General features: G+C 72.8%; 16 protein-coding genes and 1 pseudogene. 8 read left to right on the top strand and 9 right to left on the bottom strand.

Translation table 11 applies throughout. From position 1 onward, the window contains the following. Positions 1-77 precede the first annotated feature (77 nt). Positions 78-1103 (top strand): 6-phosphofructokinase, encoded by a 1026-nt coding sequence (locus ACFYS8_RS17920; protein ID WP_387642254.1) that lies wholly within the window; start codon positions 78-80, stop codon positions 1101-1103. Positions 1104-1176: 73 nt separating this feature from the next. After that, entirely contained in the window at positions 1177-2172 is a 996-nt protein-coding gene (locus ACFYS8_RS17925; RefSeq protein ID WP_387642257.1) for a 2-hydroxyacid dehydrogenase, read from the top strand. 29 nt (positions 2173-2201) lie between these two features. Here ACFYS8_RS17925 and ACFYS8_RS17930 read toward each other — a convergent pair whose 3' ends face one another. Beyond that, positions 2202-2633 carry a hypothetical protein gene (locus tag ACFYS8_RS17930; RefSeq protein WP_387642260.1) on the bottom strand — a complete coding sequence of 144 codons (432 nt, stop codon included), beginning with the start codon at positions 2631-2633 and terminating at the stop codon, positions 2202-2204. A gap of 228 nt (positions 2634-2861) precedes the next feature. On the opposite strand from ACFYS8_RS17930, the pseudogene ACFYS8_RS17935 reads away from it, so the two are divergent. Together ACFYS8_RS17935 and ACFYS8_RS17940 are read left to right on the top strand one after the other, a co-directional pair. Beyond that, positions 2862-3008 (top strand): annotated as a pseudogene (locus ACFYS8_RS17935) (ATP-binding protein); the annotation flags it as partial. Positions 3009-3183: 175 nt separating this feature from the next. Further along, positions 3184-4137: a cytochrome c oxidase assembly protein gene (locus ACFYS8_RS17940; RefSeq protein ID WP_387643027.1), complete on the top strand. Its 954-nt coding sequence runs from the start codon at positions 3184-3186 to the stop codon at positions 4135-4137. Positions 4138-4206: 69 nt separating this feature from the next. Here ACFYS8_RS17940 and ACFYS8_RS17945 read toward each other — a convergent pair whose 3' ends face one another. The 5 genes from ACFYS8_RS17945 to ACFYS8_RS17965 all read right to left on the bottom strand — a co-directional run bounded on the left by ACFYS8_RS17945 (position 4207) and on the right by ACFYS8_RS17965 (position 9644). After that, entirely contained in the window at positions 4207-5523 is a 1317-nt protein-coding gene (locus ACFYS8_RS17945) for a DUF2254 domain-containing protein (protein ID WP_387642263.1), read from the bottom strand. Positions 5524-5592: 69 nt separating this feature from the next. Then, positions 5593-6621: a TIGR03617 family F420-dependent LLM class oxidoreductase gene (locus tag ACFYS8_RS17950; protein ID WP_387642266.1), complete on the bottom strand. Its 1029-nt coding sequence runs from the start codon at positions 6619-6621 to the stop codon at positions 5593-5595. An 82-nt stretch (positions 6622-6703) separates the two neighbouring features. Beyond that, entirely contained in the window at positions 6704-7315 is a 612-nt protein-coding gene (locus ACFYS8_RS17955; RefSeq protein WP_387642269.1) for a hypothetical protein, read from the bottom strand. A 161-nt stretch (positions 7316-7476) separates the two neighbouring features. Next, on the bottom strand, positions 7477-8067 hold the full coding sequence (locus ACFYS8_RS17960) for a hypothetical protein (RefSeq protein WP_387642272.1): 591 nt from the start codon (positions 8065-8067) through the stop codon (positions 7477-7479). A gap of 362 nt (positions 8068-8429) precedes the next feature. Then, positions 8430-9644 (bottom strand): serine hydrolase domain-containing protein, encoded by a 1215-nt coding sequence (locus ACFYS8_RS17965; protein WP_387642275.1) that lies wholly within the window; start codon positions 9642-9644, stop codon positions 8430-8432. Between the two features lie 113 nt (positions 9645-9757). Between ACFYS8_RS17965 and ACFYS8_RS17970 the strand changes: the two genes are divergently transcribed. Further along, the gene (locus tag ACFYS8_RS17970) at positions 9758-10912 is read left to right on the top strand and encodes a histidine kinase (RefSeq protein WP_387642278.1); all 1155 of its coding nucleotides are present in this window, start codon (positions 9758-9760) and stop codon (positions 10910-10912) included. Beyond that, positions 10900-11544, top strand: a complete 645-nt coding sequence (locus ACFYS8_RS17975) for a LuxR C-terminal-related transcriptional regulator (protein WP_387642281.1) — start codon at positions 10900-10902, stop codon at positions 11542-11544. The genes ACFYS8_RS17970 and ACFYS8_RS17975 overlap by 13 nt, the downstream gene beginning before the upstream one ends. 891 nt (positions 11545-12435) lie before the next feature. Here the strand turns inward: ACFYS8_RS17975 and ACFYS8_RS17980 are convergent. Further along, positions 12436-12927, bottom strand: coding sequence for a YbaK/EbsC family protein (locus ACFYS8_RS17980; protein ID WP_387642283.1), 492 nt, complete (start codon positions 12925-12927; stop codon positions 12436-12438). A gap of 229 nt (positions 12928-13156) precedes the next feature. Between ACFYS8_RS17980 and ACFYS8_RS17985 the strand changes: the two genes are divergently transcribed. After that, complete coding sequence (locus ACFYS8_RS17985) at positions 13157-13978, top strand: alpha/beta fold hydrolase (RefSeq protein ID WP_387642285.1); 822 nt, start codon at positions 13157-13159, stop codon at positions 13976-13978. A 15-nt stretch (positions 13979-13993) separates the two neighbouring features. Here the strand turns inward: ACFYS8_RS17985 and ACFYS8_RS17990 are convergent, their stop codons facing one another. Next, complete coding sequence (locus ACFYS8_RS17990; protein ID WP_387642287.1) at positions 13994-14755, bottom strand: DeoR/GlpR family DNA-binding transcription regulator; 762 nt, start codon at positions 14753-14755, stop codon at positions 13994-13996. Between the two features lie 89 nt (positions 14756-14844). On the opposite strand from ACFYS8_RS17990, the gene ACFYS8_RS17995 reads away from it, so the two are divergent. Next, complete coding sequence (locus tag ACFYS8_RS17995; protein ID WP_387642290.1) at positions 14845-16098, top strand: MFS transporter; 1254 nt, start codon at positions 14845-14847, stop codon at positions 16096-16098. A 71-nt stretch (positions 16099-16169) separates the two neighbouring features. On the opposite strand, the gene ACFYS8_RS18000 is transcribed toward ACFYS8_RS17995, so the two are convergent. Further along, the gene (locus ACFYS8_RS18000) at positions 16170-19946 is read right to left on the bottom strand and encodes a S8 family serine peptidase (protein ID WP_387642293.1); all 3777 of its coding nucleotides are present in this window, start codon (positions 19944-19946) and stop codon (positions 16170-16172) included. Positions 19947-20047 lie beyond the last annotated feature (101 nt).

A 20047-nucleotide genomic window follows, 5' to 3' on the forward strand; every position in this document is an offset into this window, starting at 1 on the left:
GGTCCGATTCGGGCGCTATGTCCGATTCTCAACCACCAGTCCGGCCGTCCGAATCCTGCTCGGGAGTTGGCAAAGCAATGCGTATTGGTGTCCTGACCAGTGGCGGTGACTGCCCCGGCCTGAACGCCGTCATTCGTTCCGTGGTCCACCGGGGGGTGGTCGACCACGGCGACGAGATCATCGGGTTCGAGGACGGCTGGCGCGGTCTTCTGGAGGGCGTGCACCGCCCGCTGACGCTGGACTCGGTGAGCGGAATCCTCGCCCAGGGCGGCACGATCCTCGGCTCCTCCCGGGTCCAGCCGAGCCACCTGCGCGACGGCGTGGAGCGCGCCAAGCGGTACTGCGCGGACCTCGGCATCGACGCGGTGATCCCGATCGGCGGCGAGGGAACCCTGAAGGCCGCGAAGCTGATGAGCGACGCGGGCCTGCCGGTGGTCGGCGTGCCAAAGACCATCGACAACGACATCGCCTGCACCGACGTCACCTTCGGCTTCGACACCGCCGTGTCGGTGGCCACCGAGGCGCTCGACCGGCTGAAGACCACCGCCGAGTCGCACCAGCGCGTCATGGTGGTCGAGGTGATGGGCCGCCACACCGGCTGGATCGCCCTGAACGCGGGCATGGCGGCCGGCGCGCACGCCATCGTCGTCCCCGAACGCCCCTTCCACATCGACAAGTTGACCGATGTGGTGCGCGAACGCTTCGACCGCCAGAAGAAGTTCGCGATCGTGGTGTGCGCCGAGGGCGCCAAGCCCGAACCCGGCACCATGGCCTGGGAGGAGGGCACCAAGGACATGTACGGCCACGAGCGGTTCACCGGCATCGCCACCCAGCTCTCCCGCGAACTGGAGTACCGCCTCGGCAAGGAGGCCCGCCCGGTGATCCTCGGCCACACCCAGCGCGGCGGCACCCCGACCGCCTACGACCGCGTCCTCGCCACCCGCTTCGGCTGGCACGCCGTCGAGGCCGCCCACAAGGGCGCGTTCGGCCACATCACCGCACTCCAGGGCACCGACATCCGCCTGGTGCCGCTCGGCGAGGCCGTCGCCGAGCTGAAGACGGTGCCGTCCGACCGCTACCTGGAGGCCGAGACCGTCATCTGACGGTCCGCCAACTGCCGTTCCGGGGGCGCGTCGTGGTTCACCACGGCGCGCCCCCGGCGATAGCCTTCGCCGCATGGAGATCCTCGCCTACGGCGTCCAAGCAGACGAACAGCCGCTCCTGGAACAGGCCTTCGCGGGCCGGCACTCCCTACGCACCCTCGCAGTGTTCCTCAACCGCGACACCGCCCCGCTCGCCGCCGGCTACCCGGCCATCAGCAGCAGCGTCAACGACGTCCTCGACACCGAGACCCTCTCCGTCCTCGCCGCCGGCGGCACCCGACTGGTCGCCCAACGCTCCACCGGCTTCAACAACATCGACCTCGACGCCGCCGCCGAACTCGGCCTCACCATCGCCCGGGTCTCCCACTACAGCCCCTACGCCGTCGCCGAACACGCCTGGGCACTCGCCCTCGCCGTCAACCGCCGCCTCACCCGCGCCGCCAACCGCTCCCGCGAGTTCGACTTCCGCCTCGACGGCCTGATGGGCCGCGACATCCACGGCATGACCGTCGGTGTCATCGGCACCGGCAAGATCGGCGAATGCTTCGCCCGCATCGCCGCCGGCTTCGGCACCCACCTCCTCGGCTGGGACATCACCCCCAACCCCGCCTGCCTCGACCTCGGCATGCACTACACCGAACTCCCCGAACTCCTCACCCGCGCCGACCTGATCAGCCTCCACGTCCCCCTCCTCCCCGCCACCCACCACCTCATCGACGCCGCCGCCCTCGCCCGCATGAAGCACGACGCCATCCTCGTCAACTCCAGCCGCGGCGGCCTGGTCGACGCCGTCGCCCTCGTCGAAACCCTCCGCGCCGGACGCCTCGCCGGCGTCGGCCTCGACGTCTACGAGGAAGAGACCGGCGTCTTCTTCACCGACCGCTCCATCCACGGCATCACCGACGACACCCTCGCCCGCCTCATCACCTTCCCCCAGGTCCTCGTCACCAGCCACCAGGCCTACTTCACCCACACCGCCGTCGGCCAGATCATCGACGCCACCGCCCGCAACATCGACGACTTCGCCGCCGGCCGCACCAACGAGAACACCCTCGTCCCGAAGAGCTGACCTTCAGCGTGTCCAGGGGTTGAAGGCGGTCAGGAACGGGCCTTCAGTGGGCCGGCGAACGACTTGCGCAGCGAGGACGGTGCGGCGACGGGGAGCAGGGAAGCCAGCAGCTTTCCCTTCAAGGTGGCGGGCTCCCTGGTCAGTTGAACGTCGACACGCGTTCCGTCGGCCTCGGGAGTCATCCGGAAGATCCACCCGCCTCCCGGCCCGAACAGCTTGGAGTCGAGAGTGCGGATGACGACCGTGTCCCCTCCGGGCTCCCACTCGTAGCGGGCGCGTTCCCAGGCGGCGGCGGTGCCCTCGGTCACCTCGGCCCAGCCCTCTCCCGTGCCATGGACCTCGAAGTGTTCCGCGTCGATGGTGGGCCACGCATCGGGGCGGGCGGGGCTGAAGTCGGTGAGGACGGTCAGCACCTCCGAAGGCGTCAGTGAGGAGACGAGCTGGAAGTTCACAACAGTCATGGATCATCCTCCACGTACGTGGACAGGGCAGGTCGTGCCACGGTCAGGGGTCTGTGGCGGGCTGTGAGGGCAGCGCTGCCTGGTCGGGCTCCACTCTGGTGGCCCGGGAAGGTCGGTGTCGTCCGTCAGTTGACGGCCTGATTTGGCGTAGGTCGTGGTCACCCGCACCGTCCGGCGCCGGAGGTCTGCACGTACGTGTAGCGGCGGACGAGCCGGAGAACGTCCGCCGCTACTTCCGGCTCCGGCCTCGGCCTCGCCATCGCGCAGGCCCTGGTCAACGCCCACGGCGGGCGACTCACCCTCGACACCGCGCCCGGCGAGGGCTGCACCTTCCGGGTGCGACTGCCGCTGCCCGACACCCCGTCCGCCGAGTGAGCCCTTCGCCGGGCGACGGCCGCCCGGCTCCGGGCCGGGGGCGCTGGTCGGCCCGCCGTAAGCGGCGCCTAGGCTGGGTCCGAACGAAACCGACCAAACCGGACCCGCGGCACCGCGTGGCGCCGGACGGCATGGACGAAAGCGGGGCCGCCCGATGGGCGACGGCATGACCGGGATGCACCACCACGGCGGGGGCCCCCTGCCGCCGTTCAGTCTCTCCCGGGCGATGGAGTGGTCGCCGGACTGGCCGTACCTGGTCTTCTGCGCGCTCGCCCTCGGCCTGTACCTGGCCGGGGCGATCCGGCTGTGGCGGCGCGGCGACAAGTGGCCGGTGGGCCGGGCGCTGTTCTGGACCGCCGGTGTCGGCACCGTGTTCATGGTCACCAACACCAAGCTCAACGACTACGGCATGGTGCTGTTCAGCGCCCACATGATGCAGCACATGGTGCTGTCCATGCTGTCGCCGATCCTGCTGCTGCTCGGCGCGCCGATCACGCTCACGCTGCGCTCGCTGCGCCCGGCCCGCAAGGGCAGCGGACGGGGGCCGCGCGAACTGCTGGTCGCGCTGCTGCACAGCCGGCTGGTCCGGATCGTCTCGCACCCCGCGTACACCATCCCGGTCTTCATCGCGAGCCTGTACGGGCTGTACTTCACGCCGCTGTTCGACTGGCTGATGCAGTACCAGCTCGGGCACCTGGCGATGATGCTGCACTTCCTCGCCGTCGGCATGCTGTTCTTCTGGCCGATCATGGGCGTCGACCCGGGCCCGCACCGTCCCGGCTTCGTGATGCGGATCCTCGAACTGTTCATGGGCATGCCCTTCCACGCGTTCTTCGGCGTGGCCGTGATGATGGCCTCCGGGCAGCTGGTCAACACCTTCACCGCCGAGATGGCCCCGATCGGCACCGACCTGCACGCCGACCAGCAGCTCGCCGGCGGCATCACCTGGGCGTTCGGAGAGATCCCCACCGCGATCGTGCTGATCGCCCTCACCCTCCAGTGGGCCAAGTCCGAGGAGCGCCAGGCCCGCCGCCGTGACCGGGCCGCCGACCGCGACGGTGACGCCGAGCTGGTGGCGTACAACAAGTACCTGGCCTCGCTGAACCGCAGCGCGGGGTCGGCCGGGTAGCCGCCTTCCTAATTTTTTGTGGATCCGCCCTGGAGCTCTTCCCGGGCGGATCCTTCGTTTGGAGGGTGTTCAGCCGATGCCCTGGCGGTCCGGGGTGAGCGCGAACGCCCGGTCCTGCTCGTCCGGGACGGCGGCGGTGACGGCCCGCTCCAGCAGGCGGCGCTGCGTCACCAGGGGCGCGAGGCGTGGCTCCGGGGTGATCCGCAGCAGGTCGTCCAGGGCGGCGGCGAGGCGGCGGGTGACCTGGGGCTGGCCGGCCCCGCAGATCCGGATCTCGGTGAACGCCAGGTCGACCGTCGCCTCCCACCCCGGCACCGGCTGCACCAGCCGCACCGCGCCGTCCCGGTCCCGGTGGCGCAGCTCGCCCACCTGGTAGGGGGCGAGGACGGCGAGCAGCTGGTGGATCCGGTCGACGGCCTGCACGGCGGTGGTGGGGTCGTTGATCGCCGGTGACAGGGCGCGGATGGCGATGTCGACGAGCTGGCGGAAGCCGAAGCTGAGGTCCTGGTGCATGGTGCGGTCCACGCCGACGTTCAGCGCGGTGGTGATCCGCCCCGGCCGGGGCGGGGTGCCGCCCGCGACCAGGACGGTCGGGGTGCCGGGCGCGATGAAGTCGCCGATCCGCGGCACCAGGTGCAGCACCGCCCCGTGTCGCCGGGCCACCCGCATCAGGCGGCGGATGTTGACGTCCCGCAGCACCCCGGCCCGGCCCTCGTGCAGCAGCGTCGGACCGTGCGGCCGCGGGCCGGCGTCCGTGGCGGAGTCCGGGGCGAGCCAGCGGTAGGCCGTCAGCACCTGGAGCGACTCCCGGGTGACCCGGTCGATCATGTGCGGCACCCGCAGCAGCCGCATCGTCGCCTGCACGTACAGCACGAACAGCGCCAGGCTGAGCATCACCAGCGCGACGGCGACGATCGTCGACACCACCGGGACGGAGACGGCGCGCGCCGGGTCGGTGGTGTCGTCGTAGCCGAGCTGCACCAGCAGCGTGAAGACGAACGTCGCCAGGCAGGTCGAGAACGTCGCCTTGGTCAGCCGGCTGCGCACGTACAGGCGCAGCACCCGGGGGCTCATCTGGCTGGCGCCCATCTGGAGCGCCACCAGGGAGATCGAGAACACCACGCCGATGAAGGTGAGCATCGCCGCGCTGACGGTGGACACCACGCTCTTGGCGGCGGAGGCGAACGACTGCAGGTTCTCGGTGCCGCTGGTGGCTGCGGCCTCGAAGAACAGCTCCTGGTCGATCAGGTCGGTCAGCCCCGCCAGCAGTACCGCCCCCAGGCAGGCCACCAGCGGCGCGAACCAGAACGACTCCCGCAGGAGCTCCCGCAACGGCGACAGGGCCCGATAGCGCGGCCGCCGCCGCCCGCTGTGCTGCTCGCTCATTCCGCCAGGCTAGCCACGGGCCGGGCGCGGCCCCGGCAAGGACGCGGGCGAGCCCGGGGCCGGGCTGATTCAGCGCCCGCCGACCGCCGCCGACAGCACGTCCAGTAGCGGCGCGGCGTCGGTCCCGTCGGGGCCGCTGAGGCAGAGGCGGTCGGCCAACTGGCCGTAGCGGTGGTGGAGTTCGCGGGCGACGGCGGTGGGCTCGCCGGTGATGGCGAAGGTGTTGAGGACGGTGTCGTCGATCAGGCGGCCCATCTCCTCCCAGCGGCCGCGGACCGACATGGGGTGGAGTTCGTCCTGCAGGGCGGCCCAGCCGTGGGTCTCGAGGACGGGGCGGTAGGTGGGGGTCGAGGCGTAGAAGGCGAGGCGTTCGCGGACCAGGCGGAGGTTGGTGCGGTACTCGTCCTCGTCGTGGCCGGTGGCGACCAGCACGTTGGCGACCACTTCGAACGGGCGGGTGGTCCAAGGGGCGTTCTCCGCCTCGGACTTGGCGCGGGCGGCGCGGACGGCGGGCAGGACGGCGGTGGCCAGGTGCTGCGGCGAGCCGAACGGGTGGGCGAGGAGGCCGTCCGCGACCGCGCCGGCGGTGGCCGTCATCAGCGGTCCGACGCCCGCCAGCAGCAGGGGCGGTGGCTGGTACGGGAGCGGCGCGGGTGCGAACACCGGTGTCATCAAGGTGTGTTGGTAGAACTCGCCGCGGAAGGCGAGGCGTTCGCCGGTCTGCCAGCTGTGCCAGATCGCACGCACGGCCGCCACGTAGTCGCGCATCCGGGCGGCCGGGCGGTCCCACGGCATGCCGAAGCGGCGTACGACGTGCGGCTTGATCTGGGTGCCGAGCCCGATCGCCGCTCGCCCGCCGGAGCTCTCGTGCAGGCCCCACGCCTCGTAGGCGAGCATCATCGGGGTGCGGGCGAAGGCGATCGCCACGCCGGTGGCGAGGCCGATCCGCTCCGTCCGGTCGGCGGCCCGGGCCAGTTGCAGGAACGGGTTGTGCGAGGTCTCGGACAGCACGAACCGGCCTGCCCCGCGCTCCTCGGCGGCCCGCGCCAGGTCGGGCGCGGTGGCGGGCAACGGCGGTGCGGCGAGGTCGATCTGCATGGGCGGGCGCTCCTGCGGGCGGTGCGGGGCTGTGACAGCCCGATGCTATGCGCGGCCGCCCGCACCGCCCTTCGGCGGGCTGTCAGGACGGGAGGGCGAAGGGTGACGGGGTGACGAGGGAGGTGTGGCCTTCGGTGTCCACCATCTGCTTCACCTCGTCCGGGTCATCGGGGTTGACGGAGTAGACCACCGCGGTGTCGCTCGCCGGGTCGAGCCACACCGTCACCTCGCCGTCCGCCTTCACCAGCACTTTGTTGAGCTCCGGGGCGGCCACCCAGACTGCGTTCGCGGGCACGTACGGCGCGAGCGAGGCGGGCAGGCCGCCCGGCGGGCCGGTGAACACCGAGAGGCCGCCGGTCGGCAGGTCGTCGGCGGCGAAGGTGGGGGCGGCCATGGGGCTGCTGGTTCGGCCGTCGAGCAGGTGCTTGACCTGACCGGCCTTCAGGTGCAGCACCGCGTACAGCGGATACGGCCGGTCCGGGAACGGCACCATCTCCCGGGCCTGGGCGCCGGGCGCGTGCATCACGAACTGCGCGCTCTCCAGCTCACCGAAGCGGTGGAACCGCGTCACCATCGGCACCAGGTCGGTGCGCAGCCCGGTGGTCTGGGCGTCGTACTCGGCCTGGTCGGACGTGCTCGCGAGATCGCAGGCCGTCAGGGCGCCGATGGGGGCGCCGAGAATGAGGAAAGCCATTGCCAACATCGTTCCTCGCCGCACTGTCCGTCCCCCTCGCCCCGGGCAGCCCGGAAGCCACCCACGCCCGCTTGTCGGCACCATGCTGGCCGACGGCACTGCGGTGATCATCAGCTCGGAGGATGAGCCGTCCCGTCCGGGTACGCCTGAAGAACGAGAAATCAGGTCGGCGGCACGAACGGCGACGGGGTGATGAGGAAGGTCTGCCCTTCGGCCGTCCGCTTCTGCACCTCGTCCGGGTCGAGCGCGTCGACGCACTGGATCACGACGGTGTCGCTCGCCGGGTCGAAGGACACCGACACCCCGCGGTGTGCCCGCACCAGCACCTCGTCGAGCTCGGGGACGGCCACCCAGGCGGCGTCGGCCGGCACGTACGGCGCGAGTGAGGCGGGCAGGCCGTCGCCGCCCGGCAGGTCGCCGGTGTCGAAGGTGGGCGCGTCCGCGGGCTTGCCGCGCCGGCCGTCGACCAGGCGCTGGACCTGACCGGGCTTCAGGTGCAGGACCGCGAACATCGGGCGTTCCTGGGTCGACTGCGGCGTCCAGGGCAGGTCGCGCGGCCAGTGCATCACCCACTGCGCGCTCTCCAGCTCGCCGAAGCGGTGGAACCGCGTCACCACCGGTTCGAGGTCGGTGCGCAGTCCGGTGGTCGCGGCGGCGGCGTACTCGGCGGCCTCCTCGCCGGGCGTGCTCCCGTCGCCGCAGGCCGCCATGGCGCCGATGGCCGCGCCGGCCACCAGGAAAGCGCCTACCACCTTGATTCCCCGTCGCACTGTCCGTCCCCCTTGCCCCCCGGCAGCCCGAGGCCGCCCCCGCCCGTTTCCGGGCCCATGCTGACCGATGATACGTATGGCGAGCATCAGCTCGGACGGTGACGCCTCCGGTCTGGTTGCGTCCGGGAACGGGATCGGGCTGTCCGTCGTCGATGGCCCGCTCCGGGCATGCTGACCTGGGCAGGGTCCGACCGGTGAGGTGCTGGGCGCCACGCTCTCCCCCGCCGGGCCCGCCCGACTCGCCGGGCTGCTCGACCGCCTCCTCAGCGACCGCTACGGGCGCCTCGTTCGACGGTCCGCCACCAGCTCCGGCCGCCGCGCCGGCGGCTGTTCCGGCCGTCCCCTCACTTGTCCTTCGCCTCGCAGAGCGCGTCGTCCACCAGCTTGTTCTCGGCCGCGGCGATCCGCGCCACGTCCTCCGGGCCCGCGATCTGGACGCCCGACAGCGAGACGGCGACGGCCCGGCGGCCGTCGGCGGTGACGCCGGTGGCGGTGATCCAGCCGGAGTCGCCGCCCTCGTGGCCCCAGTACACGCCGCCGCAGGACAGCGGGCGGGAGAACAGGCCGAGTCCGTCGCGGGCGCCCGGCATCAGCTGCTCGAAGTCCTCGCCGACCGGCACGGTCTGCTGCATCAGCGCGAGTTGGGCCGGCGGCAGCAGCCGGCCGCCGAGCAGGGCTCGGAGGAAGCGGCCGAGGTCGGCGGTGGTGGAGATCAGGCCGGCCTCGCCGTTGGTGCCCGCGCCGACCTGTTCGGTGACGTCCACCAGCGGTCCGCCGTCCTGGAAGCGCTGGTAGGTGGCGGCGTGCGGCTGCGGGAGGGCCGGGTTGGTGCCCGGCCAGGAGGTGTGGTCGAGGCCGAGGGGCCGGACGATCCGGTCCCGCACCTCCTGGTGCCACGGGTGTCCGGTGACCTGCTCGATCATCATGCCGAGCAGCACGTAACCGGTGTTGTCGTAGTTCCACTTGGTGCCGGGCTGGAAGTCCGGCTGGTGGGCCATCGCCCGCGCGACGGTCTGCTGGGGCGTGTAGGTGTCGTTGCGGTGCTGCTGGAAGTCGTCCGCCGAGGTGTAGTCCGGGTAGTCGTCGTGCAGGCCGCTGCGGTGCTGGAGCAGGTCCCGGACGGTGATCGCCCGCCCGTCGTTGCCGTTGCCGGACACCACGCCGGGCAGCCGGCTCTCCACCGTGTCGTCCAGCGAGAGCTTGCCGTCGGCGACGAGTTGCAGGACGACGGTGGCCACGAAGGCCTTGGTCACGCTGGCGATCCGGAAGTAGCCGTCGGCGGGGACGGCCTGGTGGGACGTGGTGTCGGCGACGCCGCCGACGGCGGTCGCGTCCGGGCCGTCGGGGCCGATCAGGCGGGCCTGCACCCCGGTGACGCCGAGGGCGGTGAGCGCGTCGACGTCGCGCTGGAGCCGGGGGTTGGTGCGCGGGCCGTCGTGTCGCTGGACGGCGGCGTTCGCGCCCAGCAGGCCTGCGGTCAGGGCGCCGGCCGCGAGGACGGCCGGCAGCAGGATACGGCGGCGGGAGCGGCGGGGGGTCTCGGTCGTTGTGCTCGTCATGGTCGTTGACGCTAGGCCTGGCCGGGGTGCGCGGTCGGTACCCCGTACTGGTGGGAAAAGGGTGCAGCTGGCTGTAGTGCCGAACCCGGTGACGATGGCTCAGACTTGCCCGAATGAGTGATCAACGGGACGGCCGGCTGCGGGCGTTGTGGCGCGACCTGGGGTATCTGCTGGGCAGCCTCTGCACGGGCGCGGCCACGCCGGTCGCGCTGCCGGTGCTGCTGATACCGCGGGCGGCGCGCGGCTGGGCGGCCTGGCACCGGCGGCGCGCGGACCGGCTGCTGCGCGACGCGCCCTCCGGGCCGGTCCGGGTCTCCTGGTGGCGGGTGCTGCTGTGGATCGTGGCGAACACCGTCGGCGGCCTGGCGTTCGGGCTGGTCGCCGTCCTGTGCGCGGGCAACACGCTGACCACGGCCGTCACCGTCCCGCTCTGGTGGGCACTGCCGCCCGGCACCCGCGCGGGCGGCTTCGCGGCGGGCGTCCCGCTGACCGGCTGGGGCACCGCGTTGACGCTCGGGACGGCGCAGGCGGCCGTGTTCGCGGCACTGACGTACTTCGCCGTCCCGCCGCTGGCCCGGCTGCACGCCCGGCTGTGCGTCCTGCTGCTGTCGCCGTCGGCGGCCGAGCGGCTGGCCGTCCAGGTCGCGGCACTCACCGAGACCCGGGTCGGCGCGATGAACGCGCACGGTGCCGAACTGCGCCGCATCGAACGGGACTTGCACGACGGCACGCAGGCCCGGCTGGTGGCGATCGCGATGCGGCTCGGGGTCGCGCGCGACCTGCTCGGCGAGGAGCCGGAGGTCGTTTCGAAGCTGCTGGCGGAGGCGCAGCAGGGCACCGAGGACGCGATGGCGGAACTGCGCGCCGTGATCCGGACGATCTACCCGCCGATCCTCGCCGACCGCGGCCTCACCGGGGCACTGGCGGCACTGGCCGCCGGGGCGGCGATCCACACCGACCTCGACACCGGCCCCCTGGGTTCCGTCCCGGCGGCGGTGGAGGCCGTGGCATACTTCACCGTCGCCGAGTCGCTCACCAACGCCGCCAAACACAGCGGCGCGGCCCGGGCAGTCGTCCAAGTACGCCGGGACGGCGGCCGGTTGACGGTGCGGGTCTCCGACGACGGGTCGGGCGGCGCGGACGAATCGCGCGGCACCGGCCTCGCCGGGATCCGGCACCGCGCGCTGGCGCTGGACGGCGCGGTGCACGTACACAGTCCGGTCGGCGGGCCGACCACGATCGAGGTGGAGCTGCCGTGCGGGTCGTGATCGCCGAGGACAACGTGCTGCTCTCCAGCGGGCTCGAACTCCTCCTCACCGCCAAGGGTTTCGACGTCGCCGCCATCGCCGAGGACGCGTCCGCCTTCCTCGCCGCCGTCGCCGAGCACCGGCCGGACGTCACCATCGTCGACGTCCGCCTCCCGCCCGGCTTCCGCGACGAGGGCATCCGCGCGGCCATCCGGGCCCGCCGCGACCACCCCGGCCTGCCCGTGCTGGTGCTCTCCCAATACGTCGAACGCCAATACGCCGGCGAACTGGTCTCCGACGGGCGCGGCGGCGTCGGCTACCTGCTCAAGGACCGCGTCGGCCGGGTCAGCGAATTCGTCGACGCCCTACGGCGGGTCGCCGCCGGCGGAACGGTCATGGACCCCGAGGTGATCGCCCAACTCCTCACCCGCCCCGCCCACGACCCCATCGCCACCCTCACCCCCCGCGAACGCGAAGTCCTCGCCCTGATGGCCGAAGGCAACGACAACACCACCATCGCCACCCGCCTGTTCATCACCGACAACGCCGTCCACAAACACATCGGCAACATCTTCACCAAGCTCGCCCTCTCCCCCTCAGACACCGGCCACCGCCGCGTCCGCGCCGTCCTCACGTACCTCAGCCACGACTGACCCTGCGGGAGGGGGCGGCCGCCCTCCCGGCGGGGCGCCGGAAAGCGAAGCGCCTCCGGCGAAGGAAACGGCGAGACGAGACTTGCCAGCGACGGCCACCACCACATCCGCGCCGTCCTCACGTACCCCAGCCACGACTGACCCTGCGGGAGGGGGCGGCCGCCCTCCCGGCGGGGCGCCGGAAAGCGAAGCGCCTCCGGCAGAGGAAACGGCGAGACGAGACTTGCCAGCGACAGCCACCACCACACCCGCACCTCCCTCGCCGGAACGGGAAACGCCTCCGGCGAGGCAGGACAGGCGAAGCGGCGACTACGACCACCGCCCCGACCGGGCCCGGCGGGAGCCGCTGCAGCACCAGGCCGCACCCGTCCGTCCATCTCAGCCCCGACCGGCCGAGCCGTCCAAGTTGACCGGCACCGGTCTGCGGGGTGACTTGCGGACCGGGACGCGTACTCTCGGTCCCATGTCTCGCCGTCCGGAGAAGCCTCGCCGACTGGTTGTCGAGGGGTGCGTGTACCTGTGGACCCTCCGACACAGCCATCAACAACTGGACAGGGGCCGGGTTTCGGGCTGTCGGGAGACTCTCGCGCTGTATCCGCAGCCGGCCGGGGGTGGTGGTCCGTTGCGGATCGTCTTCGCGGAGGGCCCGGGGAGGTATGTTCCGGGCGGGTTTCCCTTGGGGTCGGGGGATGTGGGGTTCGTTCGGGGCAGTTCTCTGAACTTGCACGAACCGGGTGCTGTGCGGGCGCTCCTGGACGTGGTGGTCGCCCGCGGGTGGCAGGGGGCGGTGGAGGTCGACGGGTGGCTGCTGTTGGAGGATGCGGCGGCGGCCCGTCGCGGAGGCTGAGGGGGACCTCGCTGCGAGGGGTCGGAGTTCGTCGTGACGGGTTGTCAGGGGCCGACGGGGAGGAGGGTGCCGCCGGTGAGGTGGAGGAGTTCGGTGGCGGTGGTGGGGAAGACGGTGTGGGGGGTGCCGGCGGCGGCCCAGATCTGGGGGTAGTCGGTGAGGGCCTGGTCGACGATGGTGGGGAGGGGGCGGGGGTGGCCGGTGGGGGCGACGCCGCCGATGGCTTGGCCGGTGGCTTCGCGGACCTGTTCGGGGGTGGCGCGGCGCAGTGGTCCGCGGCCCCAGCGGGTGGCGAGGGCGGTGGTGTCGACGCGGTGGCGGCCGCTGGTGAGGACGAGTACGGCTTCGCCGTCGGAGTGGAAGACCAGGCTGTTGGCGATGGCGCCGACCTCGCAGCCGAGGGCGGCGGCGGCTTCGGCCGCGGTGCGGGCGGAGTCGTCGAGCACCCGGACGGTGCCGGGGAGGCCGGCGGCGGCGAGCGCGTCGGCGACCAGGGCGCTGCGGGCGGGCAGGGCGGGCGGGGCTGTCAGTTCCACCAAGGCTCCTGGGGGTGCAGGGAATTCGATCGGGTGTTCCGGGCACGGAACGTTCGGCGTTCAGAACGATAGACCTCCGGCGGGAACCCAAGTGACGGTCCGTCATGCCAGCGGCTGGTCACAGTCGTTCGCTACTGGCGAGTGTCATTGATCAACATCGCCTCCGCGTGGCATTGTCGCCCCACACCCGCGGCCGACAACCGGCCCCGCAGCGTTGGGAGATGAGCGGATGAGTACGCAGAGCCCGTGGACGGCCCGGACGGTGGCCGGTGCCGGAGTCGAGCTGCACTGCCGGGACTGGGCGGGTGCGGCCCAGGCGCGGCCGGTTCTGCTGCTGCACGGGCTGGCGGGGCATGCGGGCGAGTGGGACGCGCTGGCGGCGGCGCTCGCGCCGGCGCATCGGGTGGTGGCGGTCGACCAGCGTGGTCACGGCCGTTCGACCCGCCGTCCGGGGGATCTCGGGCGGGACGCGTTCGTGGCGGACGTGGTCGCGGTGGCGGACGCGCTCGGGCTGGAGCGTCCGCTGCTGGTGGGGCAGTCGCTGGGCGGGCACACCGCGCTGTTGGCGGCGGCCGCGCACCCGGGCCGGTTCGCGGGGGTGGTGCTGGTAGAGGCGGCCGCGGGGGTGTCGCCGGATGCGCCGGCCGAGATCGGGGAGATGCTGGCCGCCTGGCCGGTGCCGTTCGCGCAGCACGCGTCGGCGGTGCGGTTCTTCGGCGGCGGGCCGCTGGGTGTGGCGTGGGCGGACGGTCTGGAGCAGCGCGCGGACGGCTGGTGGCCGCGGTTCGATCCGGAGGTGATGGTGGCGGCGCTGGCCGAGAACGCCGTCCGGGAGCGCTGGGACGACTGGGCGGGCGCGGCGCACTGCCCGGCGCTGCTGGTGTTCGGCCAGCACGGCATCATTCCGGCCGCGGATGCCGACCGGATGCTGACGCTGCGTCCGGACGTGCACGCGGCGAGCCTGCCGGGCGCCGGCCACGACGTCCACCTGGAGCACCCGGCCGAACTGCACCGTCTGGTGGCCGAGTTCCTGCACGGGCTGCCCGCCTGAGGGGCGTGCGCCGCGTCAGACGCTGACGACGGCGGTGCCGGCGGCTTCGAACGCGGCGAGTTCGTCGGCGGGGGCGCCGGTGTCGGTGACGAGGGTGTGCAGGCTCGCGGCGGGGGCGACGTGGGCGAAGGCGGTGCGGCCGAGCTTGCCGGCGTCCGCGGCCACGACGGTGCGGCGGGCGGCGGCCATGGCGGCCTTCTTCATGGTGGCGTCGTCGAGGTTGTGGGCGGTCAGGCCGTCGGCGGCGCTGAGGGCGCAGCAGCCGAGGACGGCGGTGTCGAAGCGCAGGGCGTTGATCGAGGCGAGGGCGAGGGGGCCGGTGAGAGCGCCCTCGGCGGCGCGGGGGCGGCCGCCGGGGACGAGCAGGGTGGCCGGTCCGGGGGTGTCGCCGAGGACGTGGATGGCGGGCAGGGACAGCGGCATCACGGTGACGGGTCGTTCGCGCAGCAGGCGGGCGACTTCCAGGCAGGTGGTGCCGCTGTCGAGGAGGACGGTCTCGCCGTCGGCGATGAGTGCGGAGATGCCGGCGGCGATGCGGCGTTTGGCGTCGACGGCTTCGCGGGCGCGCAGTGCGAAGGGGGGTTCCTCGCCGCGCAGCAGCAGGGTGCGGGCGCCGCCGCGGAAGCGTTCGAGGGCGCCCTGGGTGGCGAGGGTGTCGAGGTCGCGGCGGATGGTCATCTCGGAGGCGCCGGTGAGTTCGGCGAGTTCGAGGACGGTGGCGCTGCCCGCGTCCCGGACGGTCTGGGCGATCAGGGTGTGGCGCGCCGCGGTGTTCATACCGGAATTGAACCGCACCCCGGAGCAAACAAGCAAGCTGTTCGATATCAGGGTTTCGCACATCAAGTATGTTCGTTATGGTCGGTGGCATGGAACGCTCGCTCCGGGCCGCCCGCGTGGCGACCTACGTCTACTTCGTCCTGTGCGGCACCCTGATGGGCGCCTGGGTCGTGCACATCCCCGCCGTCGAAGCCCGGGTCGGCATCAGCCACGCCGCCCTCGGCGGGCTGCTCGTCCTGCTGGGCCTGGGCGCCTTCGGCGGCATGCAGGCCGCGGGCCGCCTGACCGACCGCCTCGGCGCCCGCACCGTCGTCCCCGCCTCCGGCGCGCTGTGCGCCGCGTCCCTGGTGCTGCCCGCCCTGGCGCCGAACCCGTGGACGCTCGCCGGGGCGCTGCTGGTCTTCGGCTTCGCCAACGGCTGCCTGGACGTGAGCATGAACGCCCACGCCGTACACGTGGAGAAGGCGTACGGGCGCCCCGTCATGTCCGGCTTCCACGCCACCTTCTCGGTCGGCGGCGTGCTCGCCGCCGGCGCCGCCGCCGCGGCCACCGCCGTCGGGGCCGGGCCGGTGGCCACGCTCGCCGTCCTCGGCGCGCTCGGCCTCGCCACCGCCCTGCTCACCGCCCGCGCCCTGCTGCCCGATGCCTCGGCTGCCGAGGCCGCCGAGGCCGCCGAGGCCGCCGAACCGGACGGGGAAACCACCGGAGCGCCCATGACCGCCGACAGCGGCAAGGTCCGCCGACAGATCCGGGTCTTCGCCGTGCTGGCGCTGATGGTCATGCTGTGCGAGGGCGCCGCCAACGACTGGAGCGCCCTGCACCTCAAGGACGTGCTCGGCACGCCCTCGTCCACCGCCGCCTTCGCGTACGGCGCCTTCGCCGCCGCGATGACCACCGGCCGCCTGCTGGCCGACCGGGTCGTCACCCGCCACGGCCCGACGGCCGTCCTGCGCTACGGCGCGGCCACCGCCACCGTCGGTATCACGATCGCCGCGCTCACCCCGTGGGTGTGGGCCGCGTTCCTCGGCTGGGCGCTGTTCGGCCTCGGACTGTCCGGCTGTGTCCCGCAGCTCTTCAGTGCCGCCGGTCATGCCGACCCCGCCGCCGCGGGCGCCAACGTCTCCCGCGTCGCCGGACTCGGCTACCTCGGCATGCTCGCCGGACCGGCCGTCATCGGCTGGCTCACCCACTTCACCGCCCTCAACCGCACCTTCCTGCTGCTCACCCTGATGTGCGCCACCACGGCCGCCGCCGCCGGGATCCTGCGCACCACCGCCACCCCGGGCGGCCCCGCGGCCGGCCTCGCACCCACCGACAACCGGCTCCCGGCCGACGCGGCCTGACCCCCCGGCACCTCGGACAGGCTCGGCAGGGAATCCCTGCCGAGCCTGTGGCGTGGACTGCTACCGGTACGTCAGCGCACGGCGTACGCGTCGGTGACGGTCTGGGTGACCTTGGCGCCGTTCGCCGTGGCCAGGGTGATCCGCAGGCTTACCTTCTTGCCGGCGGCGCCCGCGTGGTCGAGGGTGGCGACCTTGTCGGCGCCGACCGCGGCGTCCGTCCAGGTGGTGCCGCCGTCGTAGGAGTAGGCGAGCTGGGCGGTGGTGAGCGGGCCGGGGGTGAAGCCGTTCTGGCCGGTGGCGGAGAGCGCGATCCGCAGTGGTCCGGCGGCGGCGGTGTTGTTGCCGTCCAGGTCGATCCGGTAGTCGGGGAACAGCAGCGGCAGCGCCTGCGAGTACGCGGCCGGGTCGGTGGCCGAGCGGAAGCCGAACTCGGTGCGGACGGCGGTGGAGCGCTGCCACAGGTCGCGGTGGTAGAACCGGGCCTGGTCGAGCACCAGGGTGTAGTCCTTGGCCTCGTTCGGGAGCTGCCAGACGAACGACGGGCCGAACCAGGAGCGTCCCAACGAGGTTCCGTCGCTGAACAGTTCGACGCCGGCGGCGTCGCCGAAGTAGGACTGGCTGCCGGTGTGGTCGGCGTTGCCGTCGCCCCACAGGGTGCGGGTGAAGTCGACCCCGATCAGGTCGGCCTGGCGTTCGCCGACCAGCAGCGCGGTGCCGTCGGCGGCGCGTCCGGCGGTGGGGCGCAGCACGCCCTGGTACCACTCCTCGGTGCGCTGCTGTCCGGCCTGGTAGCGGCGCGGCAGGTCCTGCATGAACTCGGTGAACGGCCAGCTGCTCTGTCCGTCGTGCAGCCAGGTGGTGTCGTCGGCGGTGTAGTGGGCGGTGCGGGTGGACGGGGTGGCGACCAGGCCCTGGCCGACGGCGCTGCCCGCGTACGGGTTCCACGGGCGTTCGATGCTGAGGTAGTCGCTCATCCGGACGGGCGTGCCGGTGGAGTGCCAGTTCTCGGTGACCGTGCCGAGGTCGCGGTCGCGGACGGCGTGGCGCTGCTTGGCGCCGATCGAACCGGCGTCGTGGAACGCCAGGTTGTAGACGTAGGGGCTGTCGGCGGTGGAGGTCCAGGCCAGGGTGACGGCGCCCTTGCCGAGGGCGGTCTTCAGTGCGGCGGCCTCGGCGGCGGTGATCGGCAGCACGGGGGCGTCCAGGCTGACGTCGTTCTTGCCGTACACGCCGGGGCTCTGGCGGTAGGTCAGGACGCCGACGGCGCCGGCGTTCTTGGCGTTGGTGGAGACGACGCGCTGCGAGGTGCCGTCGTCGGGGACGAGGACCAGCTTGCCCAAGACACCGGCGGCGGTCAGATCGGCCTCGGAGGCGCTGGCGGCGGTGGCCAGCAACGCGCTTCCGGTGCCGGGCAGTTGGGCCTCGGCGGCGAACTGGGCGTAGTGCGGTTCCAGGGTGAGGCCGGCGCCCTTGAGCACCACTTCGGGGGCGGCCATCCGCAGGTAGCTGCCGAATTCGAAGCCGCCGGTGCGGGCCTTGCCGGAGCCCCAGGCGGAGAGTTCGACGGGCAGCATGCCGGTGCGCACGCCGGTGGAGTCGACCCACTTGTCGCCCCACCAGCGGCCGAGTTCGAGTGAGGCGCCGCGGACCCGGAGGTCGCGTTCGGCCTGCACCTCGATCCGGGTGGCCTGGCGGGCGTCGAGGGTGAGGACGGTGTCCTTGGTCAGCTGGATCTCGGGCATGGCGAGCGCGGTGACGGCCTTCGGGGCGGCCTCGCCGCTGCTGTCGCCGCGCTCGGGGGTGACCACGTAGCCGCTGAGCGAGTAGCTGCCGGGGCGCAGCCGGTAGACGATCTCGCCGTTGGCGTTCGGGGCCTGCCGGCTGCCGGTGGCCTGGCCGAGGTCGACCATGGTGATGCTGCTGCCGACCTCGGACGCGGCGGGCTTGCCGTCGCGGTCGATCAGCTTGACCCGGACGGCGAGGGTCTCGGGCTCGACGTAGGCGTTGAACGGGGTGGAGACGGTGCTCCCGTTGTCGGCGGTGGCCAGCACGCGGCCGGTGATGTCGCCGTACTGGCCGCCCGTCAGGTGCGCGGTCGGGTCGAGGGTGAGCGGCACCTGCGCGGTGGCCCCGGCGGCGACGGTGATCCTGTCGGTGCCGAGCTTGACCACCTTCGAGGTGATCGCCGTCTCGTCGTCGCCGTCGGTGCGCTGCACGGTCAGTTTGAGCGTGACGGGCTTGTCGGAGGTGTTGGTGTACGGGAGTTGGACGGTGCGGGTGTCGGACTTCTGCTGCGGCCAGGCGAAGTCGCCGAAGCCGACGGCGGGTGCGCCGAGCACGCTCTGCGTGGTGGCGAGGTCGGCGCGAAGCCGGCCGCCGCCGGTCTGCTGGACGTCGCCGGGGACGGTGGCCAGCGCGGAGGACACCAGGGCGGCCTTGATCTGCGCGGCGTTCCACTCGGGGTGGCGCTGCTTGACGAGGGCGGCGCTGCCGGCCACCAGCGGGGTGGCCATCGACGTCCCGGACATCGAGGTGTAGGCGTAGACGCCGCGTCCGCCGGTGGCGGCGCCCTTGACGTCGACGCCGGGTGCGGCGATCTCCGGCTTCAGGGTGTGGCTGCCGGTGACGGAGCCGTGCGAGGAGAAGGAGGCGGTGTTGTCCTTGCGGTCGACGGCGCCGACGGTGAGCACGGCGGGCGCGCAGCCGGGCGAGCTGACGGACTGGTACTGGCCGAGGTTGCCGGCGGCGACCACGAACAGCGCCTTGGACTGCTCGGCGATGTGCTGCGCGGCGACCGACATCGGGTCGGTGCAGTCGGTGGGTTCGGGGCTGCCCAGCGACATCGAGACGACGTCGGCGCCGGAGTCGGCGGCCCACTGCATGCCGGCGATGATCTGCGACTCGGTGCCGGAGCCGCCGTCGTCGAGCACCTTGCCGACCAGCAGCCGGGCCTGGTCGGCGACGCCGCGCTCCTTGCCGCCGGACGCCTTGCCGGTGCCGGCGATCTCGGAGGCGACGAAGGTGCCGTGGCCGACGGCGTCGTGGACGTCCTCGTCGGGCGTGTCCGGGTTCGCGCCGGTGAAGTTGCGGCGGCCCTCGACCTGTCCGGCGAGGTCCGGGTGCTGGTCGTCGATGCCGGTGTCGAGGACGGCGACCTTGACGCCCTGTCCGCCGAGCCCGGCGGCCCACGCGGCGGGGGCGCCGATCTGCCTGGTCTCGGCGTCGTTGGTGGTGCGGACCTTGCGGTCCAGCCACAGCTTGGTCAGGCCGTCGCGGCCCTTGCCGTCCGGCCCGACCAGCTGGTTCCAGGTGCGGGCGGCGTCCTCCTTGGCCGGGGCGAACGCGACGCCGTCAACTGCCTTGAGCCGCTTGGTCCCCGAGGCTTTCGCGCGCGCCTGCGGGCTGGCGTCGGCGGCCTTCGCGTCCCGGTAGGTGGCGATCAGGGAGAACGTCTTGCCGTTCTGGTCGTCGTAGCCCTGGCGCAGCAGCGAGGTGACGTTGAACAGTTGCCGGTCGACGGTGCCGGCGGCGAGCGCGGCGGAGGCGTGCTGCGGGACGACGTACTGGTCGCCGTTCTCCTGCTGGGTGAACGTCAGCGGGACGTTGCCGTGCTCGTCGGGCAGCACGGTGACGACGGTGCGGCCGTCGGTGCCGGTGCCCAGCTGGACCCGGTCGCCGGTGATCAGGGTGACGGTGTGCGGGGCGGCGCTCTGGCGTCCCGTCAGGGTGGAGCCGGGGTTCTGGGGCTGGGCGGCCCATGCCTGGTCGATCGTGGTGAGCGTACCGGTGGCGAGGATGCCCGCCGCCACCAGTGCCATCGCGCCGCGAATGCGCGCCGGCCGTGTCATGAACGCCTCCAGGTGTCGGGTTATGGCCGGTGAGCCTGGCAGAAAACCGGGCTGACCGGTCATGATGTGGCCTGGCGGGTCACCGCCCGGCGGCAAACCGC

Source organism: Kitasatospora sp. NPDC004615 (genome assembly GCF_042873545.1).
GTDB lineage: Bacteria > Actinomycetota > Actinomycetes > Streptomycetales > Streptomycetaceae > Kitasatospora.